Below are 26,029 nucleotides of genomic sequence, written 5' to 3' on the forward strand. Positions count from 1 at the left end.
TTAGCGATAAGCCGCGCCGCTCACCACCGGCGCGGGAACCTGAAGGAGCCAGCATGAGCCTGCCCAATCCTGCCGAACTGATCAGCCAGATGGCGATTCGTCTCAAGGCACACCTGGAACACCGCGGCATCAGCGACCCGCGCTACATCGGCATTCGCACCGGGGGTGTCTGGGTCGCCCAGGCCTTGCTCGAAGCACTGGGCAGCCAATCACCACTGGGCACCCTGGACGTGTCCTTCTACCGCGACGACTTCAGCCAGAACGGCCTGCACCCGCAAGTGCGCCCCTCGGCCCTGCCGTTCGAGATCGAAGGTCAGCACCTGGTGCTGATCGACGATGTGCTGATGAGCGGCCGGACCATCCGCGCCGCCATGAACGAACTGTTCGACTACGGCCGCCCGGCCAGCGTGACGCTGGTGTGCCTGCTGGACCTGGACGCCGCCGAGCTGCCGATCCGGCCGAACGTGGTCGGCGCGACGCTGACGCTGGCCGCCCATGAGCGGGTCAAGCTCTCCGGGCCGTCGCCACTGCAACTCGAACTGCAAGACCTTGCCCTTTAACTGCCCTTGTAAGAGTCCATCGCGATGACGCCTCTCGAAACCAAGCGCCCGCTGCAGCTCAACGATCAGGGCCAGCTGCGGCACTTCCTGTCCCTCGACGGCCTGCGCCGCGAGCTGCTGACGGAAATCCTCGACACTGCCGACTCCTTCCTCGAAGTGGGTGCCCGGGCGGTGAAGAAAGTCCCGTTGCTGCGCGGCAAGACCGTGTGCAACGTGTTCTTCGAAAACTCCACCCGCACCCGCACCACCTTCGAGCTGGCGGCCCAGCGGCTGTCGGCGGACGTGATCACCTTGAACGTGTCCACGTCCTCGGCGAGCAAGGGCGAAACCCTGCTCGACACCCTGCGCAACCTCGAAGCCATGGCCGCCGACATGTTCGTCGTGCGCCACGGTGATTCCGGCGCCGCGCACTTCATTGCCGAGCACGTCTGCCCACAGGTGGCGATCATCAACGGCGGCGACGGCCGTCACGCCCACCCGACCCAGGGCATGCTGGACATGCTGACCATCCGTCGACACAAGGGCAGCTTCGAAAACCTGTCGGTGGCCATCGTCGGCGACATCCTGCACTCGCGGGTGGCCCGTTCGAACATGCTGGCCCTCAAGACCCTCGGCTGCCCGGACATCCGCGTGATCGCGCCGAAGACCCTGCTGCCCATCGGCGTCGAGCAATACGGCGTGAAGGTCTACACCGACATGACCGAAGGCCTCAAGGATGTGGACGTGGTGATCATGCTGCGCCTGCAACGCGAACGCATGACCGGCGGCTTGCTGCCCAGCGAAGGCGAGTTCTACCGCCTGTTCGGCCTGACCACCGCCCGTTTGGCCGGGGCCAAGCCGGACGCCATCGTCATGCACCCGGGACCGATCAACCGCGGCGTGGAAATCGAATCAGCGGTGGCTGACGGGCCACACTCAGTGATCCTCAACCAGGTGACCTACGGCATCGCCATCCGCATGGCCGTGCTGTCCATGGCCATGAGCGGGCAAACGGCCCAGCGCCAATTCGACCAGGAGAACGCCCAGTGAAGCTCAGCATTCTCGGCGCACGCGTGATCGATCCAGCCAGTGGCCTGGATCAAGTGACTGATATCCATATCGATGCCTGCAAGATCGTCGCCCTGGGCGCCGCTCCGGTCGGCTTCGTGGCCGTCGAGGTCCTCGACGCCCATGGCCTGGTGGCCGCCCCTGGCCTGGTGGACCTGAACGTCGCCCTGCGCGAACCGGGCTACAGCCGCAAAGGCAGCATCGTCAGCGAAACCCGGGCCGCCGCCGCCGGGGGCGTGACCAGCCTGTGCTGTCCGCCGCAGACCAAACCGGTGCTGGACACCTCGGCCGTCGCCGAACTGATCCTCGACCGTGCCCGCGAGGCCGGCAACACCAAGGTCTTCCCGATTGGCGCACTGAGCAAGGGCCTGGACGGCGAGCAACTGGCCGAACTCATCGCCCTGCGCGACGCCGGGTGCGTGGCGTTCGGCAACGGCCTGAACAGTTTCCGCAACACCCGTACCCTGTGCCGTGCCCTGGAATACGCGGCGACCTTCGGCCTGACGGTGATCTTCAACTCCCAGGACCACGACCTGGCCGAAGGTGGCCTGGCCCACGAAGGCCCGACCGCCAGTTTCCTCGGCCTGCCGGGCATCCCGGAAACCGCCGAAACCGTGGCCCTGGCCCGGGACCTGCTGTTGGTCGAGCAAAGCGGCGTACGCGCCCACTTCAGCCAACTGACCAGTGCTCGCGGTGCGGCACTGATCGCCCAGGCCCAGGCCCGCGGCTTGCCGGTGACCGCCGATGTGGCGCTGTACCAGTTGATCCTGACTGACGAAGCGCTGATCGATTTCAACAGCGTCTACCACGTCCAGCCGCCACTGCGCACCCGCGCCGACCGCGATGGCCTGCGCGAGGCGGTGAAATCCGGGGTGATCTCGGCCATCTCCAGCCACCACCAACCCCATGAGCGCGATGCCAAGCTGGCACCGTTCGGCGCCACCGAGCCGGGCATCAGCAGTGTCGAACTGCTGCTACCGCTAGCCCTGACGCTGGTGGAAGACGGCTTGCTGGACCTGCCGACCCTGCTGGCACGCCTGAGCGACGGCCCGGCCCAGGCGCTGCAATTGCCGGCGGGGAAACTGGCGGTGGGCGCCGCGGCGGACCTGGTGCTGTTCGACCCCGCCGCGTCCACCGTGGCCGGGGAAGCCTGGCGCTCCAAGGGTGACAACTGCCCGTTCATCGGCCATAGCCTGCCGGGTGCGGTGCGTTACACCCTGATGGATGGGCGGATTACTCACCAGGCCTGATACCGCGCCGCACCTATCGCGAGCAAGCTCGCTCCCACAGGTGGATCTTTGGTGAACACATGATGTGTGAACACCTCAATCCAGTGTGGGAGCGAGCTTGCTCGCGATGCAGGCGACCAGGTCTTACTGAAAAGCCCCACGCTTCTGCGCATTACGGATCGACACCTGATCATTCAGCGTCCAGAAGTCATATAGCACCCCCAGGAAAAATACCCCGCCAGTCAGCAAGTAAAGGATCCCGCTGAGCCATTTGCCCTGGTACATGCGGTGTACACCCAGCACCCCGAGAAACGTCAGCAGAATCCACGCCACGCTGTACTCGATAGGCCCCGGGGTAAACCGCAGGTCCGCTTCGCGATCCATGGCCGGGATCAGGAACAGGTCGATCAGCCAACCAATGCCCAGCAGGCCGAAGGTGAAGAACCAGATCGTGCCCGTGACCGGCTTGCCGTAATAGAAACGGTGGGCGCCGGTAAAACCGAAAATCCACAGCAGATACCCAATGACTTTGCTGTGGGTATCGCGGATTGCGTCCTGCTGATAGCTGTTCATGAATGGCCTCTTTTGCCTCGATAGATAAATTTTTTCGGAGTTTTTGTGACTTTTTCGTGTCCAGCCGACAAGCGGTCCTGGGCGATTCGAACCGGCGAAAGCCCCGTGATATAGGGGTTCTGTCGGACAATCAGGTCAACTTGTCGCATTTCGCCGGGTTTTTCGCTGCGTTTCGAATCGACAAACGGCCTCGGAATGGCAAAAAAAGCTGTTATAAAGTTGCGCGCCAACCTTTAAGAGCCTTGCCTAATGCGTCCATTTTTCAAGACATGGCTAACCATTTGCCTATTATTGCCACTGGCCGCCCACGCCACCAATCGTGAGCAACGTCTTCCCAACGTCAACGGCTATACCCCGAAATCCCATGTCTCTGCCTCCTTGAGCAAGGACAAGCCAAGCGCCCAGCGCGTGAGCACGACCAACAGCAAGCTGGTCCCGCCGATGGCGACCAAAGCGAGCAGCAATGTGTTGAGTCGCGCCGTGAATGTACTGGGCACACCTTATCGTTGGGGCGGCAGTAGCCCAAGTAAAGGTTTCGATTGCAGCGGACTGGTGAAATACGCCTTCAACGACGCCACCTTCGACCTGCCGCGCACCTCCAACGCCATGGCCGCCGGTCATGGCGAGAAAGTCGAGCGCAAGGACCTCAAGCCCGGTGACCTGATCTTCTTCAAGCTCAAGAGCCGCCGGGTCAACCACGTGGCCATCTACCTGGGCAACGACCGCTTCATCCACGCCCCGCGCCGTGGCAAGTCGGTGAGCATCGACACCTTGAACAAACCGTACTGGAACACCCATTACGTGGTGGCCAAGCGCGTGCTGCCGAAAGAGCCGGGTGGGATGCGCGTGGTTCAGCGCTGATCTGAAGCGCTCACCGGCCCCCCCTGTGGCGAGGGAGCTTGCTCCCGCTGGGTGGCGCAGCCGCCCCAAAACAGACCCATGATCTCTGTGGACCCAATTATTTTGGGTCCGCTTCGCGGCCCAGCGGGAGCAAGCTCCCTCGCCACAGGGACCGTATCAGGCCTTACTGACCGTTTCCCCGCCTCAGAAATTATCCGGCGTACGCGCCCGCTCCCGCGCATGTTCGCGGCTGATCAAGCCTTTGTTCACCAGTTCCTTCAGGCACATATCCAGAGTCTGCATTCCCAGCGAACCCCCCGTCTGGATGGCCGAGTACATCTGCGCCACCTTGTCTTCACGGATCAGGTTCCGAATGGCCGAGGTGCCCAGCATGATTTCATGCGCCGCGATCCGGCCGCCGCCGATCTTCTTGACCAGCGTCTGGGAAATCACCGCCTGCAGTGATTCCGACAGCATCGAACGAACCATGGACTTCTCGTCGCCGGGGAACACGTCCACCACCCGGTCAATGGTCTTGGCCGCCGATGTGGTGTGCAGGGTGCCAAACACCAGGTGCCCGGTTTCCGCGGCTGTCAGCGCCAGGCGAATGGTCTCCAGGTCGCGCATCTCCCCCACCAGGATCACGTCCGGGTCCTCCCGCAGGGCCGAACGCAGGGCCGTGGAGAAACCCTGGGTGTCGCGGTGCACCTCACGCTGGTTGATCAGGCATTTGCGCGGTTCGTGAACGAATTCGATAGGGTCTTCGATGGTGAGGATGTGATGGTGCTTGTGGCTGTTCAAGTAATCGATCATGGCCGCCAATGTGGTGGACTTGCCTGAACCGGTCGGCCCGGTCACCAACACCAGTCCGCGAGGCGCCTCGGTCACTTTGCGAAATACCTCGCCCATCCCCAGGTCTTCCATGGTCAGGACTTTCGACGGAATGGTCCGAAACACGGCCCCCGCACCGCGATTCTGGTTGAAGGCGTTGACCCGGAACCGCGCCACGCCCGGCACATCGAAGGAAAAATCGGTCTCCAGAAACTTTTCGTAATCTACCCGTTGCCGGTCGTTCATGATGTCGTAGATCAGTTCATGAACCTGCTTGTGGTCCAATGCCGGCAGGTTGATGCGCCTGACATCGCCATCGACGCGGATCATCGGTGGCAGCCCGGCGGACAGGTGCAGGTCCGACGCGCCCTGCTTGGCGCTGAACGCCAGTAACTCAGTGATATCCATAGCGCTCCTCAATTCCAGTAGAATGCCGCGAACCTCACCGCTGGCGCTTCTTTATGTCCACGATAGCAGACAACATCGCTCAGGTTAGTTCGCGCATCCGCGCTGCGGAGCAGGCCGCCCAGCGTGCCGAACACAGTGTTCAGCTGCTGGCCGTGAGCAAGACCAAGCCCGTCCAGGCCCTGCGCGAAGCCTATGCCGCCGGCCTGCGGGACTTCGGCGAGAACTACCTGCAAGAAGCCTTGGGCAAACAGCTCGAACTGACCGACCTGCCCTTGATCTGGCACTTCATCGGCCCCATTCAATCGAACAAGACGCGCGCTATCGCCGAACATTTCGACTGGGTGCATTCCGTGGATCGCTTGAAAATTGCACAGCGTCTGTCCGAGCAGCGTCCGGCCGACTTGCCACCGCTGAACATCTGCATTCAGGTCAACGTCAGCGGTGAAGCCAGCAAATCCGGCTGCACCCCAGCGGACCTGCCCGCCCTGGCCAGCGCTATCAGCGCCCTGCCCCGCCTGAAACTGCGCGGATTGATGGCGATTCCCGAACCCACCGAAGACCGCGCCGCCCAGGATGCTGCCTTCGCCGCGGTCCAACGCTTGCAAGCCAGCCTGGCGCTACCGCTGGACACCCTTTCCATGGGCATGAGCCACGACCTTGAGTCAGCGATTGCCCAAGGCGCCACCTGGGTGCGCATCGGAACGGCCCTGTTCGGCGCCCGCGACTACGGTCAATCCTGAAACATGGCCGACTCATCTCTTTATAAGGACCTGTCATGAGCAACACGCGTATTGCCTTCATCGGCGCCGGCAATATGGCCGCCAGCCTGATCGGCGGCCTGCGGGCCAAGGGCCTGGACGCTTCCCTGATCCGCGCCAGCGATCCGGGTGAAGAGACCCGCAACCGGGTGAGCCGCGAACACGGCATCCAAACCTTCGCCGACAACGCCCAGGCCATCGACGGCGCGGACGTCATCGTGCTGGCGGTCAAGCCGCAAGCGATGAAAACCGTCTGCGCGGCCCTGCGCCCAAGCCTCAAGCCTCATCAACTGGTGGTGTCGATTGCCGCCGGCATCACGTGCGCCAGCATGAACAACTGGCTCGGCGAGCAGCCGATCGTACGCTGCATGCCCAACACCCCGGCACTGCTGCGCCAGGGCGTCAGCGGCCTGTTCGCTACTTCCCAAGTGTCCGCCGCACAACGCCAGCAGGCCGAGGAACTGCTGTCGGCTGTCGGCCTGGCACTGTGGCTGGACACCGAACAGCAATTGGACGCCGTCACCGCCGTCTCCGGCTCGGGCCCGGCGTACTTTTTCCTGCTGATCGAAGCCATGACCGCCGCCGGTGAGAAACTCGGCCTGCCCCGGGAAACCGCTGCCCAACTGACCTTGCAGACCGCACTAGGCGCCGCACACATGGCTGTCTCCAGCGACGTCGACGCGGCCGAGCTGCGCCGCCGCGTGACCTCGCCGGCCGGCACCACCGAAGCGGCCATCAAATCGTTCCAGGCCGGGGGCTTCGAAGCCCTGGTGGAAAAAGCACTCGGCGCCGCCGCGCACCGCTCGGCCGAAATGGCCGAACAACTGGGCCAATAAGGAGTTATTCATGATTGGATTGAACACTGCAGCGGTCTACGTGCTGCAAACCCTCGGCAGCCTGTACCTGCTGATCGTGCTGCTGCGTTTCGTGCTGCAACTGGTGCGCGCGAACTTCTACAACCCGCTCTGCCAGTTCATCGTCAAGGCCACCCAGCCGCTGCTCAAGCCACTGCGCCGGATCATCCCAAGCGTGTTCGGCCTGGACATGTCCTCGCTGGTACTGGCGATCCTGGTGCAACTGGCGCTGATGGCCCTGACCCTGCTGCTGACCTACGGCACCACCGGCAACCCGTTGCAACTGCTGATCTGGTCGCTCATTGGCGTGACCGCGCTGTTCCTGAAGATTTTCTTCTTCGCCATGATCATCAGCGTGATCCTGTCGTGGGTCGCGCCGGGCAGCCATAACCCAGGTGCCGAACTGGTCAACCAGATCTGCGAACCGGCCCTGGCGCCGTTCCGTCGTATCGTGCCGAACCTTGGCGGCCTGGATATCTCGCCGATCCTGGCGTTCATGGTGCTCAAGCTGATCGACATGCTGGTGATCAACAACCTGGCGGCGATCACCATGATGCCGGAAATCCTGCGCCTGCTGATCTGACCCCAGTGAGCTACTTTCGCTGGGATGGCGACGACCTGATCCTGGAGTGTCACCTGCAACCGGCCGCCCGCAGCGATGATTTCGCCGGGCTGCACGGTGACCGCCTGAAGATCCGCCTCACCGCCCCGCCGGTCGAGGGCAAGGCCAACGCGTACCTGATGGCGTTCCTGGCCAAGGCGTTTGGCGTGTCCAAGAGCCAGGTCAGCCTGATCAGTGGCGAGTTGAACCGGCAGAAGCGGGTGCGGATTCATTCGCCGAAGAAGCTGCCGGAGTTGCCGGGCCTCGTCCGGCCCACCTGATGAATGACCAACCCTGTGGCGAGGGAGCTTGCTCCCGCTGGGCTGCGAAGCAGCCCCCAACCAGGCAACGCGCTATTACCTATGGTACGGGACATCGGCCTGATAGGGCCGCTTCGCGCCCCAGCGGGAGCAAGCTCCCTCGCCACAAGGAAACTCATCCGGCACAGGGTTTTCACTCAAGGAACAATCAGCGCCGCCCGTTGCTTGCCGCCTGCCACAGCGGTCTTTAGACTTACGCCTCATTTCAACGCGAGCAGGGTCGATGCCAGCTGCCTTTCCCCCCGATTCCGTTGGTCTGGTGACGCCGCAAATGGCGCATTTCAGCGAGCCCCTGGCCCTGGCCTGCGGCCGTTCGTTGCCAGCCTATGACCTGATCTACGAAACCTACGGCACCCTCAATGCCACGGCGAGCAATGCCGTGCTGATTTGCCACGCCTTGTCGGGGCATCACCACGCCGCCGGCTACCACAGCGTCGACGACCGCAAGCCCGGCTGGTGGGACAGCTGCATCGGCCCGGGCAAGCCCATCGATACCAGCAAGTTCTTCGTGGTCAGCCTGAATAACCTGGGCGGCTGCAACGGCTCCACCGGCCCCAGCAGCCTCAACCCGGACACCGGCAAACCTTTCGGTGCCGACTTCCCGGTGCTGACCGTGGAAGACTGGGTCCACAGCCAGGCACGCCTGGCCGACCGCCTCGGGATCGGCCAGTGGGCCGCCGTGATCGGCGGCAGCCTGGGGGGCATGCAAGCTTTGCAGTGGACCATCACCTACCCGGACCGCGTGCGCCACTGCCTGGCAATCGCCTCGGCGCCCAAGCTGTCGGCGCAGAACATCGCCTTCAACGAAGTGGCGCGCCAGGCGATCCTCACCGACCCCGAATTCCACGGCGGCTCGTTCCAGGAACACGGCGTGATCCCCAAGCGCGGGCTGATGCTGGCGCGGATGGTCGGGCACATCACCTACCTGTCCGACGACTCCATGGGCGAGAAATTCGGCCGTGGCCTCAAGAGCGAAAAGCTCAACTACGACTTCCACAGCGTCGAGTTCCAGGTCGAGAGCTACCTGCGTTATCAGGGTGAAGAGTTCTCCGGGCGTTTCGACGCCAACACCTACCTGTTGATGACCAAGGCACTGGACTACTTCGATCCGGCAGCGAACTTCGACGATAACCTGGCGAAAACCTTCGCCAATGCCACCGCCAAGTTCTGCGTGATGTCGTTCACCACCGACTGGCGCTTCTCCCCGGCGCGCTCGCGGGAGCTGGTGGACGCGCTGATGGCCGCGCGCAAGGACGTCTGCTACCTGGAAATCGACGCGCCCCAGGGTCACGACGCCTTTTTGATCCCGATCCCGCGCTACCTGCAGGCGTTCGGCAACTACATGAACCGTATAACGCTGTGAGGATGCCATGAGAGCCGATCTGGAAATCATCCAGGAATGGATCCCCGCCGGCAGCCGCGTGCTCGACCTGGGCTGCGGCAACGGCGAACTGCTGACCTGGCTGCGGGACAACAAGCAAGTCAGCGGCTACGGCCTGGAAAACGACCCGGACAACATTGCCGAGTGCGTCGCCAAGGGCATCAACGTGATCGAGCAGGACCTGGACAAGGGCCTGGGCAACTTTGCCAGCAATAGCTTCGACATCGTGGTCATGACCCAAGCCCTGCAAGCGGTGCACTACCCGGACAAGATCCTCGACGAAATGCTGCGGGTTGGGCGCCAGTGCATCATCACCTTTCCCAACTTCGGCCACTGGCGTTGCCGCTGGTACCTGGCGAGCAAGGGCCGCATGCCGGTCTCGGAGTTCCTGCCCTACACCTGGTACAACACGCCGAACATCCACTTCTGCACCTTCGAGGATTTCGAAGCGCTGTGCCGCGAGCGTGAAGCCAAGGTCATCGATCGCCTGGCCGTGGACCAGCAGCACCGCCACGGGTGGGCCAGCAAGCTATGGCCTAATCTGTTAGGTGAAATAGGCATCTATCGGGTCAGCAGCCCAGGCCTTACCGATTATCAGGTCGCGGTGTGAGCCCCGGCCTCACCAGGAGCACGACATGAACCGTCTAGCGTTGTTTCTCATCACCGCTTGCCTGAGCGTTGGCGCCATGGCCGCCGATGTCATCAAGGGCGAGCGCAAGGAAGTGTTCGGTGATATCACCGTGCACTACAACACCTTCAACTCCACCTTCCTGACACCGGATATCGCCAAGGCTGCCGAGCTGATTCGCAGCAAGAACCAAGGCGTGATCAATGTCTCGGTGATCAAAAGCGGCAAGCCATTGATCGCCGACGTCAGCGGCACGGTGAAGGACCTGACCAGCAAGACAGTCCCCCTCTCCTTCCGCCAGATCACCGAACGAGGCGCGATCTATTACATCGCCCAGTATCCAGTGGACCAACAGGAAACCCGCACCTTCGAGATCAAGGTGAAAACCGGCGACAAGATCAACACCATCAACTTCAACCAGGAACTGTTCCCGGGCCAATGATCAATTTCACCCAACTCGTACTGGCCAGCCACAACGCCGGCAAACTCAAGGAACTGCAGGCCATGCTCGGCGGGTCGGTGCAGTTACGCTCGATTGGTGAGTTCAGCCAGGTGGAACCGGAAGAAACCGGCCTGTCGTTCGTCGAGAACGCCATCCTCAAGGCCCGCAATGCCGCACGCATCTCGGGCCTGCCAGCGCTGGCCGACGATTCCGGGCTGGCCGTGGACTTCCTGGGCGGCGCGCCAGGCATTTACTCGGCCCGTTACGCTGACGGCAAAGGTGACGCGGCGAACAACGCCAAGCTGCTCGACGCCCTCAAGGACGTGCCCGAAGCCGAGCGCGGCGCGCAGTTCGTGTGTGTGCTGGCCCTGGTCCGCCATGCCGATGATCCGCTGCCGATCCTCTGCGAAGGCCTGTGGCACGGGCGCATTCTCACCGAAGCCAGCGGCGAGCACGGTTTTGGCTATGACCCGTTGTTCTGGGTGCCGGAGCGCAACTGCTCCAGCGCCGAACTGGGCCCGGTGGAAAAAAACCAGCTGAGCCACCGCGCCCGTGCGATGGCCCTGCTGCGTCAACGCCTGGGCCTGCAATGACCATTGATTCTCCCGCACCGCTGATTCACGGCGGTGCACCAACACCTCGGGTGCCACTGCCAGTGCTGCCGCCCCTGGCGTTGTACGTCCACATCCCGTGGTGCGTGCGCAAATGCCCGTATTGCGACTTCAACTCCCACACCGCCAGCCCGCAGTTGCCGGAAGAGGAATATGTCGACGCCTTGCTGGCCGACCTCGACCAGGATCTGCATGCGGCCCATGGCCGCCCGTTGAGCTCGATCTTTTTTGGTGGCGGCACCCCGAGCCTGTTCAGCGCCCAAGCCCTGGGGCGGTTGCTCAAGGGGGTCGAGGCGCGGATACCTTTCGCCCAGGACATTGAAATCACCCTGGAAGCCAACCCCGGCACCTTCGAGCAAGAAAAATTCGTCGCTTACCGGGCCTTGGGCATCAATCGCCTGTCCATCGGCATCCAGAGTTTCCAGCAGGCCAAGCTCGAGGCCCTGGGACGGATCCACAACGGTGACGAAGCGGTACGCGCCGCCGGCATGGCCCGTCAGGCCGGGTTCGATAACTTCAACCTGGACCTGATGCATGGCCTGCCCGACCAGTCCCTCGACGACGCCCTGGGCGACCTGCGCCAAGCCATCGCCTTGAAGCCGACCCACCTGTCCTGGTACCAACTGACGCTGGAGCCGAACACGGTGTTCTGGAACCAGCCGCCGACCTTGCCCGAAGACGACACGCTGTGGGACATCCAGGAAGCCGGGCAAGCCCTGTTGGCCGAGCACGGCTACGCTCAATACGAAGTCTCGGCCTACGCCCAACCCGGTCAGGCGGCGCGGCATAACCTCAATTATTGGAGTTTCGGCGACTTCATCGGCATCGGTGCCGGAGCCCACGGCAAGCTCAGCCATCCGGACGGGCGCATCGTACGCACCTGGAAGACCCGCCTGCCCAAGGACTATCTCAACCCGGCCAAGCGCTTCCTGGCAGGGGAGAAAACCCTGACCAACGAAGAGCTGCCGTTCGAGTTCCTGATGAACGCCCTGCGCCTGACCGAAGGCGTTGACGCGCAACTATTTCCGCAGCGCACCGGCCTGCCCCTGCAAAGCCTGGCCGAAGGCCGGCGCGAGGCCGAACAAAGCGGGCTGTTGCAGGTCGAACCGACACGTCTGGCGGCCACCGAGCGCGGACAGCTGTTTCTCAACGACTTGCTGCAGACATTTTTGAGCTAATTACCCAAACAAGGAAATCGAATGGATCTGGTACTCGACCTGCTCGCCACCGTGTCCCGCTGGAGCCGCAGCAACCTGTCGGAAATCTCCCTGGCCTTGGTAGGCTGCCTGCTGGTGTTGTTTGGTGCCGACATCAAGGGCTGGGTCGAGCAACGCCTGGGCAGCATCGCCGGCGCCTTGCGCGTACCGTTGATCGCCCTGCTGTGCATGATCGGCAGCGGCGCGGCACTGATCTATGCCACGCCGTGGGTCGTCCGGGGCTTGAGCCAGTTCAACAACTACAGCCTGGCGCCGGTGTTGTTGGTGGTGCTGGTGTTGATTGGCGTGGTGGCGGATCGGCGCTGATCCCTCAGACACCACAAAACAACTGTGGGAGCGAGCTTGCTCGCGATGGGGCCATAACATCCAACATCAATGTTGACTGCTATGCCGCCATCGCGAGCAAGCTCGCTCCCACAGGAGATCCCATTTCAACAGGATCTTCGGGTTTTACGCCAACTTCTCGAACTTCAAATCCCAAACCCCATGCCCCAGCCGCTCGCCACGGCGCTCGAACTTGGTGATCGGCCGTTCAGCCGGGCGCGGGACGCACTTGCCGTCTTCGGCCAGGTTGCGATAGCCCGGCGCGACGTTCATCACTTCCAGCATGTATTCGGCGTAGGGTTCCCAGTCCGTGGCCATGTGCAGCACACCACCGACCTTCAACTTGCTGCGCACCAGCTCAGCGAACGACGCCTGGACGATACGGCGCTTGTGGTGACGGCTTTTATGCCAAGGGTCCGGAAAGAACAGCATCAGTCGGTCGAGGCTGTTGTCGGCCACGCAGCGGTTGAGCACTTCGATGGCGTCGCAATCGTAGACCCGCAGGTTGGTCAGCCCTTGGGTCAGCACGCCGTTGAGCAGCGCACCGACACCGGGACGGTGGACTTCCACACCGATGAAATCCTGCTCCGGCGAAGCGGCGGCCATTTCCAGCAACGAATGCCCCATGCCGAAGCCGATTTCCAGCGAGCGCGGGGCCGAGCGGCCGAACACCTGGTCAAAATCCACCGGCGCATCGGCAAGCGGCAGGACAAACAGCGGCGCACCCTGCTCCAGGCCGCGCTGCTGGCCTTCAGTCATGCGCCCGGCGCGCATCACGAAACTCTTGATGCGGCGGTGCTGGCGCTCTTCGCCTTCTTCCGGCAGGACCGGCGTGTCGTTCGATTCAGTCATCAATGGCTCTTACTTGATCAGACCATCCAGCGGCGAGGAGGCGCTGGCGTAAAGTTTTTTCGGCATGCGGCCAGCCAGGTACGCCAGGCGACCGGCGACAATCGCGTGTTTCATCGCTTCGGCCATCAGGATCGGCTGCTGGGCGTGGGCGATGGCGGAATTCATCAACACCGCTTCGCAGCCCAGCTCCATGGCGATGGTGGCGTCGGAGGCGGTACCGACACCGGCATCCACCAGCACCGGGATCTTGGCTTCTTCCAGGATGATCTGCAGGTTGTACGGGTTGCAGATCCCCAGGCCCGTGCCGATCAGGCCGGCCAGCGGCATGACCGCGATGCAGCCGATTTCCGCCAACTGGCGGGCGATGATCGGGTCATCGCTGGTGTAGACCATCACGTCGAAACCTTCCTTGACCAGGGTTTCGGCGGCCTTGAGGGTTTCGATCACGTTGGGGAACAGGGTTTTCTGGTCCGCCAGCACTTCCAGCTTCACCAGGTTGTGGCCGTCGAGCAGTTCACGGGCCAGGCGGCAGGTGCGCACGGCCTCGATGGCATCGAAGCAGCCGGCGGTGTTCGGCAGGATCGTGTAGCGATCCGGCGGCAGGATATCCAGCAGGTTCGGTTCGCCCGGATTCTGGCCGATGTTGGTCCGGCGCACGGCGACGGTCACGATTTCGGCGCCCGAGGCTTCGATGGCCAGGCGGGTTTCTTCCATGTCGCGGTATTTGCCGGTGCCTACCAGCAAGCGCGACTGGTAGGTACGACCGGCCAGGACGAAGGGCTTGTCGCTACGAACGATGCTCATGGGAAATCCTCTGTTGGGGTGAGGTTCTTGCGAAAGGCTGCGAAACCGAGGCGACTAGCCGCCGCCGATGGCGTGGACCACTTCGACGCTGTCGCCGTCGTTCAAGGTGGTTTCGGCGTGCTGGCTGCGCGGGACGATATCCAGATTGAGTTCCACCGCCACCCGACGCCCGGTGAGTTCCAGACGGGTCAGCAGGGCCGCAACGGTTTCACCGTCGGGCAGATCAAGGGGTTCGCCGTTCAACTGAATGCGCATGCCGGATGCCGCCATCATTTTTAGGGGCTGGCATTCTAGCCCGATCAGTCTGGGGGACCCAAGCCATTCGTCATGAAATGGACCGCCCGGTCAGCCCAGCCGCCCGGCGGCAAGGCTCGGCTTTCAGGACGCACCTCAACCACCCGTGTCGTAAACGGGGACTAACCCTGAAACAACTTCACGGTTCAAGCCGCGCCATACCCCACCTATATTCTTTGCCTCCAAATGAATCTCACAAAAGGAAGAACCACGAGAGGCGCCTGTGGCCAGCACTCAGCATATTCCCGCCATCGACGGCTTGCGCGCATTTGCAGTCCTGAGCGTGATCATTTTCCACGCCGACTTTCTGAAGGCTTTGCCCGGTGGATTTACCGGCGTCGATATCTTCTTCGTCATCTCGGGCTACGTCATCAGCCAGTCGCTGTCCGCTCGCGCCAACCTGAGCTTCGTGGCCTATCTGGCGGATTTCTATCGCCGACGATTCCTGCGTATCGTGCCGGCCTTGCTATCAATGCTGCTGGTGTGCGGGATGCTCTCGGCGATGTTCGTGCCGCAAGCCTGGCTCAGCGCCCAGAATGACCGCACCGGGCTGGCCGCCTTCTTCGGCCTGAGCAACTTCGTGCTGGCGTGGAACACCGACACCTACTTCTCACCTTCCACTCAGCTTAACCCCTACACCCACACATGGACCCTGGCGGTAGAAGAGCAGTTCTACCTGGTTTTTCCTCTCATCCATTTCCTCTGGTTGCGCTACCGGGAACGCAGCAAACTGGTCTGGACCTTGCTGCCTCTGCTGGCGCTGGTATCACTGGCCTATAGCGCCTTTGAGACACGGGACCACCCTCATGAAGCCTTCTATCTGCTGCCCAGTCGATTCTGGGAGTTGGCCGCAGGAGCGATCCTCTTCCAGATGATCGCAACAGGACGCCTCGCTCCAACATCGCCTTTCGTATCCCAGGTCGCCTTGCTCGGCGGACTCGCATTGGTGACCAGCGGATTGTTTCTCGCCGATGAAAGACAGTTCCCCTTCCCCTGGGCGCTCATCACGGTTTCGGGCACGCTGTTGATCATTGCAGCCGTGGCGCAGGAAACCGCGCCCTCATCGCGGCTGTTGCGATTGCTGCAATCGTCGCCCGCGACCTACATCGGCCGGCTGTCCTACTCCCTGTATCTCTGGCATTGGCCGGTTCTGGTGCTCCTGCGCTGGACCACCGGCCTGGAGCTGCTGGTCGTGCAATTGGCCTACCCGGTGATCGTCATGGCATTGGCTGCTGCCTCCTATCACTGGGTCGAGACCCCGCTGCGCACCGGCGATTCGATGTTCCAACGCCGCGCCTGGATCACCATTACCTCAGGGCTTTGCGCGCTCGCCCTGTCATGGTCAGGTGCGCGCTGGGTCAGCGAAAACCCCGAAGCCGTGTCACTGAGCCAGACCCGCGATGCCTACACCTGGTTCTCCAGGCGGCTACCGCAACGGCCGGCCAGCGAATCCATCAATGACTCGCCATTGCAGGGTCGCCAGTTGTTTGTTTTCGGTGATTCGCACGCGGCGGCCTATCGCACAATGCTGAGCCTCGCCTCACGACAACTCGGCATCAGGGTCGTGGAATACGAGCGCGGCGGCTGCCCGGTGGCCAGTCTTATCGCACCCGACCCACAGGGTGCCTGCGCCCCAGCCCGGGAAAAGGCCTTGCGCGACATCGAGGCGCGGGCCAAACCGGGTGATATCGTCTTTCTCGCCTCTTTACGCATGCCGGAGCTGGCAGGGCGCGAATGGGCACGGGGCGAGGAAACCGTGTTCAATGACGTGCTTGCTGAGCTCACGCCCGGGAAGATGGAGGAGGCTCGGATTTCTGCTGAAACGGTCCTGAGGCGCTTGATGGCTGCCGAGGTGCGGGTGCTGATCAATGCGCCCATGCCGCTGTTCAAAGCCCCGCCCTATCGCTGCTCGGACTGGTTCAACCGGATGAACCCGATCTGCACCCCCGGGTTCACCATCACGCGAGATCGACTTGATCAGCTACGGGCAGCTCAAATGGCGCTGCTCGACCGCTTGGCCCGTCAATATTCGATGCTACGCATCTGGGATCCGCTGCCGCTGCTGTGTCCAGGCCCGACTTGTTCGGCCTATCGCGACGACAAACCGATTTTTCGCGACGGTGATCACCTCAGCGGCCATGGCAATCGCCTCCTTGCGCCTTCTTTCATGAAAGCCCTGCTCAATGGCTGAAAGCGTGCAAATTGTCGGCACCGTTAACCGAGGCGCCAGGCGGCAAGACCCAGGCACAGCCAACCGATCAGGAACGCCACGCCGCCGAACGGTGTGATGATGCCCAGCTTGCTGATGCCCGTAAGCGTCAACAGGTACAGGCTGCCGGAGAACAACAGGATGCCCACCACAAAAGAGACCCCAGCCCAAGTGACGATGCGCCCGGGGATGTGCGTGGCCAGCAGCGCAACGCCCAGCAACGCCAGGGTATGCACCAGTTGATAGGTGACCCCGGTGTGGAAAATCGCCAGGTACTCGGCGCTCAGGCGGTTTTTCAGGCCGTGGGCGGCAAATGCTCCCAGTGCCACGCCCGTGAAGCCGAAAAAAGCAGCCAGCATCAGAAAGCTACGCAACATGAGAACTCCAATCAGACTCGGTGGGCAGGGTCTGTATAATGGCCCGCTCGACGGGTTCGGCCAAGCCATCTCTATGCTGCGTTTACTGTTTCGACGATTCGTTAAAGCCCTGCTCTGGTTCGCCGTCGGCAGTGTTGTGCTGGTGCTGTTGTTTCGCGTGGTGCCGCCACCGTTCACGGCGCTGATGATCGAGCGCAAGGTTGAATCCTGGTTCAGCGGCGAACCGATCGACCTGCAGCGCACCTGGCAGCCTTGGGACCAGATCTCCGATAGCCTGAAAGTGGCAGTGATTGCTGGCGAAGACCAGAAATTCCCCGAGCATTGGGGCTTCGACATCGGCGCGATCCAGGCGGCGTTCGCCCACAACGGCCGTGGCGGTTCGATTCGCGGCGCCAGCACCCTCAGCCAGCAAGTGTCCAAGAACCTGTTCCTGTGGTCGGGCCGCAGCTGGCTGCGCAAGGGGCTCGAGGCTTGGTTCACCGCACTGATCGAGGTGTTCTGGCCCAAGCAGCGGATCCTTGAGGTGTACCTCAACAGCGTCGAGTGGGATGACGGTGTGTTCGGGGCCGAAGCCGCAGCACGGCATCATTTTCGCGTCAGCGCCGACGCGCTGTCCCGGCAGCAGGCCAGCCTGTTGGCGGCGGTCTTGCCTAACCCGCGGAAATGGAGCGCCAGCCGGCCGAGCCCTTACGTGCTGCGCAGGGCGAGCTGGATTCGCCAGCAGATGAGCCAGTTGGGGGGCGACAGTTATTTGCTGGGGCTCAATGATTCGCGGCGAGCACCTTGGGCGCAGTAGCCACTCGCTTTATGATCGTTCCCACGCTCCGCGTGGGAATGCAGCCTGAGACGCTCCGCGTCCCCTCAAGAGCCGAACGCAGAGCGTCCGTGGAGGCATTCCCACGCAGAGCGTGGGAACGATCACACAAACAAAAACGCCCCGATCATCGCTGATCGGGGCGTTTTTATGGCTGCTATCGCAGGTCAAGCCGCAATCGACACCTTGAGCTTGTTCATCGCGCTCTTCTCAAGCTGACGAATCCGCTCGGCCGACACGTTGTACTTCTGCGCCAGGTCGTGCAGCGTGGCTTTTTCCTCGGCCAGCCAGCGCTGGTAGAGGATGTCGCGGCTGCGCTCGTCCAGCACTTCCAGGGCTTCGTGCAGGTTGGTGTTGGAGTTGTCGCTCCAGTCGGCATCTTCCAGTTGACGTGCCGGGTCGTACCGGTGGTCTTCCAGGTAGTTGGCCGGCGATTGGAAAGCGCTGTCGTCGTCCGCTTCGGCGGCCGGGTCGAAGGCCATGTCATGGCCGGTCAGGCGGCTTTCCATCTCGCGCACTTCCCGCGGCTCTACGCCCAGGCTTTCAGCCACGCGGTGGACTTCTTCGTTGTTCAGCCAGGCCAGGCGCTTCTTCTGGCTGCGCAGGTTGAAGAACAGCTTGCGCTGGGCCTTGGTGGTCGCGACTTTCACGATGCGCCAGTTGCGCAGGATGAACTCGTGGATTTCCGCCTTGATCCAGTGCACGGCAAACGATACCAGGCGCACGCCCATTTCCGGGTTGAAGCGCTTGACCGCCTTCATCAGGCCGACGTTGCCTTCCTGGATCAGGTCGGCCTGGGCCAGCCCGTAGCCGGAATAGCTGCGGGCGATATGTACGACAAAACGCAGGTGGGCGAGCACCATCTGCCGAGCCGCCTCAAGATCCTGCTCATAATAGAGACTCTCGGCCAGTTCACGCTCCTGCTCGGGGGTCAGCAAGGGGATGCTGTTCACCGTGTGCACATAGGCCTCCAGGTTCGCACCCGGGACCAGAGCATAAGCAGGTTGCAAAGAAGTGGTCATACGAAAAAACCTCCGACTCACATAACTCGTGCAGTTCAGCACTGCGAAAATTGACCGGGAACCGTAGGACAAGTTCCCACAAAAACCGAAAGGTCAATACGCGCAAAAAAACTCTATTTTGGCGCAAGCTCACGCAAGTGGCGTGCGACCGCAATCCATGCACCGATATAACCCAACAGCACCGCGCCAAGCAAGAGCGATAGACCGTCGGCGACTGGCACTCCGGCCAGCGCAAAATCACTGCCGTACAAACCGGCCAGCCCCACAACCGCATCGTTCAGCCAGTCCAGGCCAAACGCCAATACGCCCCAGGATAGAATCCCGGCACCGAAGCCATACAGCGCCCCCATATAAAGGAAGGGCCTGCGTACATAACTGTCCGTACCGCCGACGAGTTTAATCACTTCTATCTCGGTGCGGCGGTTTTCAATATGAAGACGAATGGTATTGCCTATCACCAAAAGTAATGCAGAAACCAGCAGCACCGTCAGACCGAATACAAACCGGTCGCCGAGCTTGAGGATCGCCGCAAGACGCTCGACCCAGACTAGATCAAGTTGCGCCTGTTGTACCTTCGGCAACTCGGAAAGTCTTTGTCTTAATGCTTCAAGGGTCGGCTTGTCGACCTCATTCGGCGTCACCAGCACCACGCCCGGTAGCGGATTCTCCGGCAGCTCCTTGAGGGCTTCGCCCAGGCCGGACTGCTGCTGGAACTCCTCAAGCGCCTCTTCGCGCCCGATGTATTCGGCATCGGCTACGCCCGGCATGGCCTTGATCTGCTCGCGCAGCGCCTGGCCTTCACCGGGGCTCGCGTCCATCTGCAGGTACAGGGAAATCTGCGCCGCGCGCTGCCAGGAACCGCCCAGGCGCTCGACATTGTTTAGCAATAATGACAGCCCCATGGGCAGACTCAGGGCAACCGCCATCACCATGCAGGTAAAGAAGCTGCCTATGGGTTGCTTGCCCAGGCGCCGCAGGCTGTCCAGCAGGCTGGCGCGATGGCTTTCGATCCAGGCACGCAGCAGCGTGGCGAAGTCCGGCCCGTCATCATCGTCGCGTTTTTTCTTTTGCGGCTGCGGATCGGAGGCCTTCGGGGCCACGCGTTCGGCCACTTTCGGGCTGCGAGTCGCACTCATACGCCAGCCTCCCCGTCACCGATCAATCGACCGCGTTGCAACGTGAGCATGCGGTGACGCATGCGCGCGATCAGCGCCAGGTCGTGACTGGCAATCAGCACGCTGGTGCCCAGGCGGTTGATGTCTTCGAACACGCCCATGATCTCCGCCGCCAGGCGCGGGTCGAGGTTACCGGTGGGTTCGTCCGCCAGCAGCAAGGCCGGGCGATGGACGATGGCACGGGCGATGCCGACGCGCTGTTGCTGACCCGTGGACAAGTCGCCCGGGTACAAGTCGGTCTTGTCCGACAGGGCCACACGCTCCAGGGCCGAGTCCACGCGCTTGATGATCTCGGCCTTGGACAGGCCCAGGATCTGCAACGGCAACGCGACGTTGTTGAACACCGTGCGATCGAACAGCAACTGGTGATTCTGGAACACCACGCCGATCTGTCGTCGCAGGTAGGGGATCTGGGCATTGCTGATGGTGCTCAGGTCCTGGCCGGCCAGCAGCAGTTTGCCGGTGGAGGGCCGCTCCATCGCCAGCAGCAGGCGTAGCAGGGTGCTTTTACCGGCACCAGAATGGCCGGTGACAAACAGAAACTCGCCCCGACGGACCCGAAAGCTCAGCTCATGCAAGCCGACGTGACCGTTCGGATAGCGTTTACCGACCTGTTCGAAACGAATCATGAGTGCTCCCGCTCGGCAAACAGTGCCTGGACAAAGGGCTCGGCTTCAAAGGTGCGCAAATCGTCAATGCCTTCACCCACGCCGATGTAGCGAATGGGCAGGCCGAATTGCTTGGCCAGGGCGAAAATCACCCCGCCCTTGGCGGTGCCGTCGAGTTTGGTCAGGGCCAGCCCGGTCAGTTCGACGGTCTGGTTGAATTGCTTGGCCTGGTTGATGGCGTTCTGGCCGGTACCGGCGTCCAGCACCAGCAGCACTTCGTGGGGTGCGTCGGCGTCGAGCTTGCCGATCACCCGGCGCACCTTCTTCAATTCTTCCATCAGGTTGTCTTTGGTGTGCAGGCGACCGGCCGTGTCAGCAATCAACACATCGATGCCACGGGCCTTGGCGGCCTGCACGGCGTCGAAGATCACCGAAGCGGAGTCCGCGCCGGTGTGCTGGGCGATGACCGGGATCTTGTTACGTTCGCCCCACACTTGCAGCTGTTCGACGGCGGCGGCGCGGAAGGTGTCGCCGGCGGCCAGCATGACTTTCTTGCCTTCGAGCTGCAGCTTCTTCGCCAGCTTGCCGATGGTAGTGGTCTTGCCAGCACCGTTGACACCGACGACCAGGATCACGAACGGCTTGTTCTGCGAGGCGATCACCAGCGGTTTTTCCACCGGCTTGAGCAGGCTGGTCAGCTCGCCCTGCAGGGATTTGTACAGTGCATCGGCGTCGGTCAGCTGCTTGCGCGCGACCTTCTGGGTCAGGCTCTGGATAATCACCGAGGTGGCCTCGACACCGACGTCGGCGGTCAGCAGGCGGGTCTCGATGTCTTCCAGTAATTCGTCATCAATGACTTTCTTGCCCAGGAACAGGCTGGCCATGCCTTCGCCGATGCTGGCGCTGGTCTTGGACAAGCCCTGCTTGAGGCGGGCGAAGAAACCGACCTTGTTTTCCTCGGTGCTACGGACGGGCTCGACGGGGGCGATGGTTTCCAACAGCGCAGGTGCCGACTCAGGTGCGGCTTGCGCAACCACGGGCGCAACGACGGCGACCGGCGGCTCAACGACAGCGTCGATGACTGGCGCCTCGACAACCTGCGTCGGCGCTGGAATCGGCGGGGTGACATGCGGCGCCGTTTCCTCGACCAGCGCGACCGGTTCTTCCGCCACCGGCAAGGTCAGCCAGGGGGTTTGCTCGGCGGACGGGGTCAGCGGCTGCTCGGCCACCGGCTCGACAACGGGCTCAGGCTCGATCGGCTGCAGCACCGGCTCGGCAATCGGCAGGACGATGGGCGCGGTTGCTTCGGCCACTGCCTCGGCGGCGGATTCAGGCAGCGGTTGTGGCTGTTCGACGACGGTTTCCTGCGGCTTCTTGCGCAGCCATCCGAACAGGCCTTTTTTCTCGCCAGCCGCAGCTGGGGTCTTCTTGTCGTCGTTGGAACCAAACATGGAGGACGGCTATCTCACGGTAGCGACGCGCCACAAGGGCGCCTCGGTGATAAATATTCAATGCTGAACAGACTGCGTTTGATCCAGCTTGTTCACGCGCAACATTTTGTCGAAGCGTCCCCAGGACGCCCCAAAGTCGATTTTTTCGAAGGACTGGTACGGCATCATCGGCGAAAACGCCGGGATCAACGAGTAAACCCGACATTTCTCCGGGGAACCCAGACAACCCCGGGCCGATAAAAGGCCCGATAGGCGTGGCCGCCAGTAAAACGGATCAGTATCCTAGCACCTCCTCGCCTGCTGAGGCTAAGGCCAAGCAGGCAACCCAACAGGTTTAAACACGAATGAATGCTCTTGCCCGCCGCGCCGCAGGCCTGCTGCTCAGCACAGTTTGTCTGCCCTTTTCAGCCTTGGCTGCCGATCCACAACCCACCCACGAATTTACCCTCGACAACGGCCTGAAAGTCGTCGTGCGCGAAGACCATCGTGCGCCGGTGGTGGTCTCCCAGGTCTGGTACAAGGTTGGCTCCAGCTACGAAACGCCAGGCCAGACCGGTTTGTCCCACGCCCTTGAGCACATGATGTTCAAGGGCAGCGAAAAAGTCGGGCCCGGCGAAGCGTCACTGATCCTGCGCGACCTCGGTGCCGAAGAGAACGCCTTCACCAGCGATGACTTCACCGCCTATTACCAGGTACTGGCCCGCGACCGCCTGGGCGTGGCCTTCGAACTGGAAGCAGACCGCATGGCCAGCCTGCGCCTGCCGCCGGAGGAGTTCAGCCGCGAGATCGAAGTGATCAAGGAAGAGCGCCGCATGCGCACCGACGACAAGCCCATGTCCAAGGCCTACGAGCGCTTCAAGGCCATGGCTTACCCGGCCAGCGGTTATCACACGCCGACCATCGGCTGGATGGCCGACCTGGACCGGATGACCGTCGGCGAGCTGCGCCACTGGTACGAATCCTGGTACGCCCCGAACAATGCGACCCTGGTGGTGGTCGGCGATGTGACGCCGGATGAGGTCAAGGCCCTGGCCCAGCGCTATTTCGGTCCGGTGGCCCGGCGTGACGTGCCGACCGCAAAGATTCCCCTGGAGCTGGCCGAACCCGGCGAACGCCAGATCACCCTGCATGTACAGACCCAACTGCCGAGCCTGATGCTGGCCTTCAACGTCCCGAGCATCGCCACGGCGACCGACAAGCGTTCGGTCAATGCCCTGCGACTGATCTCCGCCTTGCTGGACGGCGGTTACAGCGGTCGGATCCCGACCCAGTTGGAGCGCGGCGAAGAACTGGTGTCCGGCGGCTCGTCGAACTACGACGCCTACACCCGTGGGGATTCGCTGTTCACCTTGTCGGCGGCGCCCAATACCCAGAAAAACAAAACCATGGCCCAGGCCGAGGCAGGGCTTTGGCGCTTGCTCGATCAACTGAAGACCACCGCGCCGACTGCCGAAGAGCTGGAACGCGTGCGCGCCCAGGTCATCGCCGGCCTGGTGTATGAGCGCGACTCGATCACCAGCCAGGCCACCGCCATCGGCCAGCTGGAGACCGTCGGTTTGTCCTGGAAGCTGATGGACACCGAACTCGCTGAACTGCAAAGCGTGACTCCGCAAGATATCCAGAAGGCAGCCCAGCTGTATTTCACCCGCTCGCGCCTGAGCGTTGCGCATGTCCTGCCCGAGGAGAAAGCTCATGAGTGAGCGCAAATCACGGCGCCCGGTATTGATCGGCCTGGCGCTCATCGTCCTGGCCGGCGCCCTGGCGTTCTATCTGTCGCCGACCACCGACGTCACCGCCAGCCAGGCATTGGATAACGCCAAGTCCGGCAACAAGCTGCAATCGTTGGCGGAACTGGACGGTAAAGCCCCCAGCCACCGCCAGCTCGACGTGCAAACCTGGAAAACCGCCGACGGCGCCAAGGTGCTGTTCGTCGAAGCCCGCGAATTGCCAATGTTCGACCTGCGCCTGACCTTCGCCGCCGGCAGCAGCCAGGACGGCGACGCCCCTGGCCTCGCGCTGCTGACCAACGCCATGCTCAACGAAGGCGTGGCCGGCAAGGACGTCAGCGCCATTGCCCAAGGTTTCGAAAGCCTCGGTGCAGACTTCGGCAACGGCGCCTACCGCGACATGGCCGTGGCGTCCCTGCGCAGCCTCAGCGCAGCCGACAAGCGTGAGCCGGCGTTGAAGCTGTTCGCCGAAGTCGTCGGCAAACCGACCTTTCCTGCCGACTCCTTCGCCCGCATCAAGAACCAGATGCTCGCCGGTTTCGAGTACCAGAAACAGAACCCCGGCAAACTGGCGGGCCTGGAGCTGATGAAGCGCCTATATGGCGATCACCCCTACGCCCATTCCAGCGACGGCACCGCGCAAAGCATCCCAGCGATCACCCTGGCCCAGGCCCGGGCATTCCACGCCAAGGCCTACACCGCCGGCAACGCGGTGATCGCACTGGTGGGGGATTTGTCCCGCGCCGAGGCCGAAGCGGTCGCCAGCCAGGTGTCCGCTGCGTTGCCCAAGGGCCCGGCCCTGGCGAAAACCCCGGCGCCGGTGGAGCCGAAAGCAAGCGTCCAGCACATCGAGTTCCCATCCAAGCAGACCAACCTGATGCTCGCGCAACTGGGCATCGACCGGGACGACCCGGACTTTGCCGCCGTCTCCCTGGGTAACCAGATTCTTGGCGGCGGTGGTTTCGGTACCCGACTGATGACCGAGGTGCGGGAAAAACGTGGCCTGACCTACGGCGTGTATTCCGGCTTTACGCCGATGCAGGCCCGGGGCCCGTTCATGATCAACCTGCAGACCCGCGCCGAGATGAGCGAAGGCACCTTGAAACTGGTGCAGGACGTGTTCGCCGACTACCTCAAGAACGGTCCCACCCAGAAAGAACTCGACGACGCCAAGCGTGAGTTGGCCGGCAGTTTCCCCCTGTCCACTGCCAGCAACTCCGATATCGTCGGCCAGCTTGGCGCCATGGGCTTCTATGACTTGCCGCTGAGCTACCTGGAGGACTTCATGCGTCAGTCCCAGGAACTGACGGTCGATCAGGTCAAGGCCGCACTGAACAAGCACCTGAACACCGACAAAATGGTCATCGTCACCGCCGGCCCGAGCGTGCCGCAAAAGCCGCTGCCGCCCCCCACTGACAAACCTGCCGAGCAGCCGCTCGGAGTTCCGGAGCACTAATGGCCCGCCCATCGAATTCCAGCAAGAAACCCGTGCATAACGGTGTGAACCAGTTGCGTATCATCGGCGGCGAATGGCGCAGCCGGCGCTTGAGCTTCCCGGATGCCCCGGGCCTGCGCCCCACCCCGGACCGCGTGCGCGAAACCCTGTTCAACTGGCTCGCACCCTACGTGGCGGGTGCCCGGGTGCTCGACCCGTTCGCCGGCAGCGGCGCGCTGTTTCTCGAGGCCCTGTCCCGTGGCGCCGCCATGGGCCAGGCGCTGGACGCCAGCAACCTGGCTGTCTCCAGCCTGAAAGAACATTTGGGCACCCTGCGCTGCACCGTCGGCCAGGTGCAGACCGCCGACGCCCTGCGCTACCTGGACAGCCAACCGGCAACGCCTTTCGACCTGGTGTTCCTCGACCCACCTTTCAACCAAAACCTGTTGCCGACGGTCTGCACCTTGCTCGAGGAACGTCAGTGGTTGGCCGAGGATGCCTGGGTCTACACTGAAAGCGAGACCGCCCCGTCCACCTTGGGCTTGCCGGGCAATTGGCGCTTGCATCGCGAGCAGAAATCCGGACGGGTGTATTACGCGTTGTGGCAGCGTTTGGCAAAGGACATTGACTGAACGGC

General features: G+C 62.6%; 29 protein-coding genes. 19 read left to right on the top strand and 10 right to left on the bottom strand.

Features of this window, described 5'->3' with window-relative positions; translation table 11 throughout:
• Window positions 1-53 precede the first annotated feature (53 nt).
• Genes pyrR through BM300_RS19515 form a run of 3 tightly spaced genes read left to right on the top strand, consistent with a single transcriptional unit; the run spans window position 54 to window position 2,857 of the window.
• Entirely contained in the window at window positions 54-560 is a 507-nt protein-coding gene (gene pyrR / locus BM300_RS19505; RefSeq protein ID WP_003206474.1) for a bifunctional pyr operon transcriptional regulator/uracil phosphoribosyltransferase PyrR, read from the top strand.
• 24 nt (window positions 561-584) lie between these two features.
• Window positions 585-1,589: an aspartate carbamoyltransferase catalytic subunit gene (locus BM300_RS19510; protein ID WP_003177495.1), complete on the top strand. Its 1,005-nt coding sequence runs from the start codon at window positions 585-587 to the stop codon at window positions 1,587-1,589.
• On the top strand, window positions 1,586-2,857 hold the full coding sequence (locus tag BM300_RS19515) for a dihydroorotase (RefSeq protein ID WP_072346220.1): 1,272 nt from the start codon (window positions 1,586-1,588) through the stop codon (window positions 2,855-2,857). Before BM300_RS19510 ends, BM300_RS19515 begins: the two co-directional genes overlap by 4 nt.
• A 123-nt stretch (window positions 2,858-2,980) precedes the next feature.
• On the opposite strand, the gene BM300_RS19520 is transcribed toward BM300_RS19515, so the two are convergent.
• Window positions 2,981-3,409 (bottom strand): NINE protein, encoded by a 429-nt coding sequence (locus BM300_RS19520; protein WP_003206477.1) that lies wholly within the window; start codon window positions 3,407-3,409, stop codon window positions 2,981-2,983.
• Between the two features lie 249 nt (window positions 3,410-3,658).
• On the opposite strand from BM300_RS19520, the gene BM300_RS19525 reads away from it, so the two are divergent.
• Complete coding sequence (locus tag BM300_RS19525) at window positions 3,659-4,270, top strand: C40 family peptidase (protein ID WP_092463692.1); 612 nt, start codon at window positions 3,659-3,661, stop codon at window positions 4,268-4,270.
• 183 nt (window positions 4,271-4,453) lie between these two features.
• On the opposite strand, the gene BM300_RS19530 is transcribed toward BM300_RS19525, so the two are convergent.
• The gene (locus BM300_RS19530) at window positions 4,454-5,488 is read right to left on the bottom strand and encodes a type IV pilus twitching motility protein PilT (protein ID WP_072346214.1); all 1,035 of its coding nucleotides are present in this window, start codon (window positions 5,486-5,488) and stop codon (window positions 4,454-4,456) included.
• 53 nt (window positions 5,489-5,541) lie between these two features.
• Between BM300_RS19530 and BM300_RS19535 the strand changes: the two genes are divergently transcribed.
• From BM300_RS19535 to BM300_RS19580, 10 genes are all read left to right on the top strand, one after another.
• Window positions 5,542-6,228, top strand: coding sequence for a YggS family pyridoxal phosphate-dependent enzyme (locus BM300_RS19535; protein ID WP_063323964.1), 687 nt, complete (start codon window positions 5,542-5,544; stop codon window positions 6,226-6,228).
• Between the two features lie 35 nt (window positions 6,229-6,263).
• Window positions 6,264-7,082: a pyrroline-5-carboxylate reductase gene (proC, locus tag BM300_RS19540; protein WP_072346212.1), complete on the top strand. Its 819-nt coding sequence runs from the start codon at window positions 6,264-6,266 to the stop codon at window positions 7,080-7,082.
• A 10-nt stretch (window positions 7,083-7,092) separates the two neighbouring features.
• Entirely contained in the window at window positions 7,093-7,683 is a 591-nt protein-coding gene (locus BM300_RS19545) for a YggT family protein (RefSeq protein ID WP_063323962.1), read from the top strand.
• A 5-nt stretch (window positions 7,684-7,688) separates the two neighbouring features.
• Complete coding sequence (locus BM300_RS19550) at window positions 7,689-7,982, top strand: DUF167 domain-containing protein (protein WP_092150072.1); 294 nt, start codon at window positions 7,689-7,691, stop codon at window positions 7,980-7,982.
• A gap of 262 nt (window positions 7,983-8,244) precedes the next feature.
• Window positions 8,245-9,384 carry a homoserine O-succinyltransferase MetX gene (locus BM300_RS19555; RefSeq protein ID WP_063323960.1) on the top strand — a complete coding sequence of 380 codons (1,140 nt, stop codon included), beginning with the start codon at window positions 8,245-8,247 and terminating at the stop codon, window positions 9,382-9,384.
• Between the two features lie 7 nt (window positions 9,385-9,391).
• Window positions 9,392-10,012, top strand: coding sequence for a methionine biosynthesis protein MetW (gene metW, locus BM300_RS19560; protein WP_003206492.1), 621 nt, complete (start codon window positions 9,392-9,394; stop codon window positions 10,010-10,012).
• A 25-nt stretch (window positions 10,013-10,037) separates the two neighbouring features.
• Complete coding sequence (locus BM300_RS19565; RefSeq protein ID WP_092221403.1) at window positions 10,038-10,472, top strand: DUF4426 domain-containing protein; 435 nt, start codon at window positions 10,038-10,040, stop codon at window positions 10,470-10,472.
• Window positions 10,469-11,065 (top strand): RdgB/HAM1 family non-canonical purine NTP pyrophosphatase, encoded by a 597-nt coding sequence (gene rdgB / locus BM300_RS19570; protein ID WP_013694468.1) that lies wholly within the window; start codon window positions 10,469-10,471, stop codon window positions 11,063-11,065. Before BM300_RS19565 ends, rdgB begins: the two co-directional genes overlap by 4 nt.
• A complete protein-coding gene (hemW, locus tag BM300_RS19575) occupies window positions 11,062-12,261 on the top strand; it encodes a radical SAM family heme chaperone HemW (RefSeq protein ID WP_092463695.1) in 1,200 nt (399 codons plus the stop codon). The genes rdgB and hemW overlap by 4 nt, the downstream gene beginning before the upstream one ends.
• Window positions 12,262-12,282: 21 nt before the next feature.
• Window positions 12,283-12,606 carry a DUF3392 domain-containing protein gene (locus tag BM300_RS19580; protein ID WP_003177482.1) on the top strand — a complete coding sequence of 108 codons (324 nt, stop codon included), beginning with the start codon at window positions 12,283-12,285 and terminating at the stop codon, window positions 12,604-12,606.
• A 144-nt stretch (window positions 12,607-12,750) separates the two neighbouring features.
• Here BM300_RS19580 and trmB read toward each other — a convergent pair whose 3' ends face one another.
• The 3 genes from trmB to thiS are packed head-to-tail and all read right to left on the bottom strand — an operon-like array spanning window position 12,751 to window position 14,535.
• Window positions 12,751-13,476, bottom strand: a complete 726-nt coding sequence (gene trmB, locus BM300_RS19585) for a tRNA (guanosine(46)-N7)-methyltransferase TrmB (RefSeq protein WP_018609495.1) — start codon at window positions 13,474-13,476, stop codon at window positions 12,751-12,753.
• Window positions 13,477-13,485: 9 nt separating this feature from the next.
• Complete coding sequence (locus BM300_RS19590; protein ID WP_003177480.1) at window positions 13,486-14,280, bottom strand: thiazole synthase; 795 nt, start codon at window positions 14,278-14,280, stop codon at window positions 13,486-13,488.
• Window positions 14,281-14,334: 54 nt separating this feature from the next.
• Window positions 14,335-14,535, bottom strand: a complete 201-nt coding sequence (thiS, locus tag BM300_RS19595) for a sulfur carrier protein ThiS (protein ID WP_018609493.1) — start codon at window positions 14,533-14,535, stop codon at window positions 14,335-14,337.
• Between the two features lie 262 nt (window positions 14,536-14,797).
• Here thiS and BM300_RS19600 point away from each other — a divergent pair, with 262 nt between their 5' ends.
• Complete coding sequence (locus BM300_RS19600; protein ID WP_092463698.1) at window positions 14,798-16,765, top strand: acyltransferase family protein; 1,968 nt, start codon at window positions 14,798-14,800, stop codon at window positions 16,763-16,765.
• Window positions 16,766-16,788: 23 nt separating this feature from the next.
• Here the strand turns inward: BM300_RS19600 and BM300_RS19605 are convergent, their stop codons facing one another.
• Window positions 16,789-17,160 (bottom strand): DUF423 domain-containing protein, encoded by a 372-nt coding sequence (locus tag BM300_RS19605; protein WP_092150057.1) that lies wholly within the window; start codon window positions 17,158-17,160, stop codon window positions 16,789-16,791.
• A 73-nt stretch (window positions 17,161-17,233) separates the two neighbouring features.
• On the opposite strand from BM300_RS19605, the gene mtgA reads away from it, so the two are divergent.
• Complete coding sequence (gene mtgA / locus BM300_RS19610) at window positions 17,234-17,956, top strand: monofunctional biosynthetic peptidoglycan transglycosylase (RefSeq protein WP_092463701.1); 723 nt, start codon at window positions 17,234-17,236, stop codon at window positions 17,954-17,956.
• Between the two features lie 185 nt (window positions 17,957-18,141).
• Here mtgA and rpoH read toward each other — a convergent pair whose 3' ends face one another.
• From rpoH to ftsY, 4 genes are all read right to left on the bottom strand, one after another.
• The gene (gene rpoH / locus BM300_RS19615) at window positions 18,142-18,996 is read right to left on the bottom strand and encodes an RNA polymerase sigma factor RpoH (protein WP_003177476.1); all 855 of its coding nucleotides are present in this window, start codon (window positions 18,994-18,996) and stop codon (window positions 18,142-18,144) included.
• 113 nt (window positions 18,997-19,109) lie between these two features.
• Window positions 19,110-20,132 (bottom strand): permease-like cell division protein FtsX, encoded by a 1,023-nt coding sequence (gene ftsX / locus BM300_RS19620; protein ID WP_092345230.1) that lies wholly within the window; start codon window positions 20,130-20,132, stop codon window positions 19,110-19,112.
• Window positions 20,129-20,800 (bottom strand): cell division ATP-binding protein FtsE, encoded by a 672-nt coding sequence (gene ftsE, locus BM300_RS19625; protein ID WP_003177474.1) that lies wholly within the window; start codon window positions 20,798-20,800, stop codon window positions 20,129-20,131. Before ftsE ends, ftsX begins: the two co-directional genes overlap by 4 nt.
• A complete protein-coding gene (gene ftsY / locus BM300_RS19630) occupies window positions 20,797-22,230 on the bottom strand; it encodes a signal recognition particle-docking protein FtsY (protein WP_092463704.1) in 1,434 nt (477 codons plus the stop codon). The genes ftsE and ftsY overlap by 4 nt, the downstream gene beginning before the upstream one ends.
• 344 nt (window positions 22,231-22,574) lie before the next feature.
• On the opposite strand from ftsY, the gene BM300_RS19635 reads away from it, so the two are divergent.
• From BM300_RS19635 to rsmD, 3 genes are read left to right on the top strand one after another with little or no spacing between them, the layout of a single operon-like run.
• Window positions 22,575-23,930, top strand: coding sequence for a M16 family metallopeptidase (locus BM300_RS19635; RefSeq protein WP_072346190.1), 1,356 nt, complete (start codon window positions 22,575-22,577; stop codon window positions 23,928-23,930).
• Window positions 23,923-25,413, top strand: a complete 1,491-nt coding sequence (locus BM300_RS19640; RefSeq protein ID WP_092463706.1) for a M16 family metallopeptidase — start codon at window positions 23,923-23,925, stop codon at window positions 25,411-25,413. Before BM300_RS19635 ends, BM300_RS19640 begins: the two co-directional genes overlap by 8 nt.
• Window positions 25,413-26,024: a 16S rRNA (guanine(966)-N(2))-methyltransferase RsmD gene (gene rsmD, locus BM300_RS19645; protein WP_092150048.1), complete on the top strand. Its 612-nt coding sequence runs from the start codon at window positions 25,413-25,415 to the stop codon at window positions 26,022-26,024. The genes BM300_RS19640 and rsmD overlap by 1 nt, the downstream gene beginning before the upstream one ends.
• Window positions 26,025-26,029 lie beyond the last annotated feature (5 nt).

The sequence above is a fragment of the Pseudomonas sp. NFACC46-3 genome (genome assembly GCF_900114515.1).
In the GTDB taxonomy this organism is placed as follows: Bacteria; Pseudomonadota; Gammaproteobacteria; order Pseudomonadales; family Pseudomonadaceae; genus Aquipseudomonas; species Aquipseudomonas fluorescens_Q.

What these genes read in the sequence shown, in the direction of transcription:
- BM300_RS19545 (WP_063323962.1), top strand. Translation starts at nt 7,093, where the DNA reads ATGATTGGATTGAACACTGCAGCGGTCTACGTGCTGCAAACCCTCGGC.
- rdgB (WP_013694468.1), top strand. Translation starts at nt 10,469, where the DNA reads ATGATCAATTTCACCCAACTCGTACTGGCCAGCCACAACGCCGGCAAA.
- metW (WP_003206492.1), top strand. Translation starts at nt 9,392, where the DNA reads ATGAGAGCCGATCTGGAAATCATCCAGGAATGGATCCCCGCCGGCAGC.
- BM300_RS19530 (WP_072346214.1), bottom strand. Translation starts at nt 5,488, where the DNA reads ATGGATATCACTGAGTTACTGGCGTTCAGCGCCAAGCAGGGCGCGTCG.
- thiS (WP_018609493.1), bottom strand. Translation starts at nt 14,535, where the DNA reads ATGCGCATTCAGTTGAACGGCGAACCCCTTGATCTGCCCGACGGTGAA.
- rpoH (WP_003177476.1), bottom strand. Translation starts at nt 18,996, where the DNA reads ATGACCACTTCTTTGCAACCTGCTTATGCTCTGGTCCCGGGTGCGAAC.
- BM300_RS19555 (WP_063323960.1), top strand. Translation starts at nt 8,245, where the DNA reads ATGCCAGCTGCCTTTCCCCCCGATTCCGTTGGTCTGGTGACGCCGCAA.
- BM300_RS19640 (WP_092463706.1), top strand. Translation starts at nt 23,923, where the DNA reads ATGAGTGAGCGCAAATCACGGCGCCCGGTATTGATCGGCCTGGCGCTC.
- hemW (WP_092463695.1), top strand. Translation starts at nt 11,062, where the DNA reads ATGACCATTGATTCTCCCGCACCGCTGATTCACGGCGGTGCACCAACA.
- ftsE (WP_003177474.1), bottom strand. Translation starts at nt 20,800, where the DNA reads ATGATTCGTTTCGAACAGGTCGGTAAACGCTATCCGAACGGTCACGTC.
- rsmD (WP_092150048.1), top strand. Translation starts at nt 25,413, where the DNA reads ATGGCCCGCCCATCGAATTCCAGCAAGAAACCCGTGCATAACGGTGTG.
- BM300_RS19580 (WP_003177482.1), top strand. Translation starts at nt 12,283, where the DNA reads ATGGATCTGGTACTCGACCTGCTCGCCACCGTGTCCCGCTGGAGCCGC.
- trmB (WP_018609495.1), bottom strand. Translation starts at nt 13,476, where the DNA reads ATGACTGAATCGAACGACACGCCGGTCCTGCCGGAAGAAGGCGAAGAG.
- mtgA (WP_092463701.1), top strand. Translation starts at nt 17,234, where the DNA reads ATGCTGCGTTTACTGTTTCGACGATTCGTTAAAGCCCTGCTCTGGTTC.
- BM300_RS19535 (WP_063323964.1), top strand. Translation starts at nt 5,542, where the DNA reads ATGTCCACGATAGCAGACAACATCGCTCAGGTTAGTTCGCGCATCCGC.
- proC (WP_072346212.1), top strand. Translation starts at nt 6,264, where the DNA reads ATGAGCAACACGCGTATTGCCTTCATCGGCGCCGGCAATATGGCCGCC.
- BM300_RS19605 (WP_092150057.1), bottom strand. Translation starts at nt 17,160, where the DNA reads ATGTTGCGTAGCTTTCTGATGCTGGCTGCTTTTTTCGGCTTCACGGGC.
- ftsY (WP_092463704.1), bottom strand. Translation starts at nt 22,230, where the DNA reads ATGTTTGGTTCCAACGACGACAAGAAGACCCCAGCTGCGGCTGGCGAG.
- BM300_RS19635 (WP_072346190.1), top strand. Translation starts at nt 22,575, where the DNA reads ATGAATGCTCTTGCCCGCCGCGCCGCAGGCCTGCTGCTCAGCACAGTT.
- BM300_RS19510 (WP_003177495.1), top strand. Translation starts at nt 585, where the DNA reads ATGACGCCTCTCGAAACCAAGCGCCCGCTGCAGCTCAACGATCAGGGC.
- BM300_RS19590 (WP_003177480.1), bottom strand. Translation starts at nt 14,280, where the DNA reads ATGAGCATCGTTCGTAGCGACAAGCCCTTCGTCCTGGCCGGTCGTACC.
- BM300_RS19565 (WP_092221403.1), top strand. Translation starts at nt 10,038, where the DNA reads ATGAACCGTCTAGCGTTGTTTCTCATCACCGCTTGCCTGAGCGTTGGC.
- BM300_RS19520 (WP_003206477.1), bottom strand. Translation starts at nt 3,409, where the DNA reads ATGAACAGCTATCAGCAGGACGCAATCCGCGATACCCACAGCAAAGTC.
- BM300_RS19525 (WP_092463692.1), top strand. Translation starts at nt 3,659, where the DNA reads ATGCGTCCATTTTTCAAGACATGGCTAACCATTTGCCTATTATTGCCA.
- ftsX (WP_092345230.1), bottom strand. Translation starts at nt 20,132, where the DNA reads ATGAGTGCGACTCGCAGCCCGAAAGTGGCCGAACGCGTGGCCCCGAAG.
- pyrR (WP_003206474.1), top strand. Translation starts at nt 54, where the DNA reads ATGAGCCTGCCCAATCCTGCCGAACTGATCAGCCAGATGGCGATTCGT.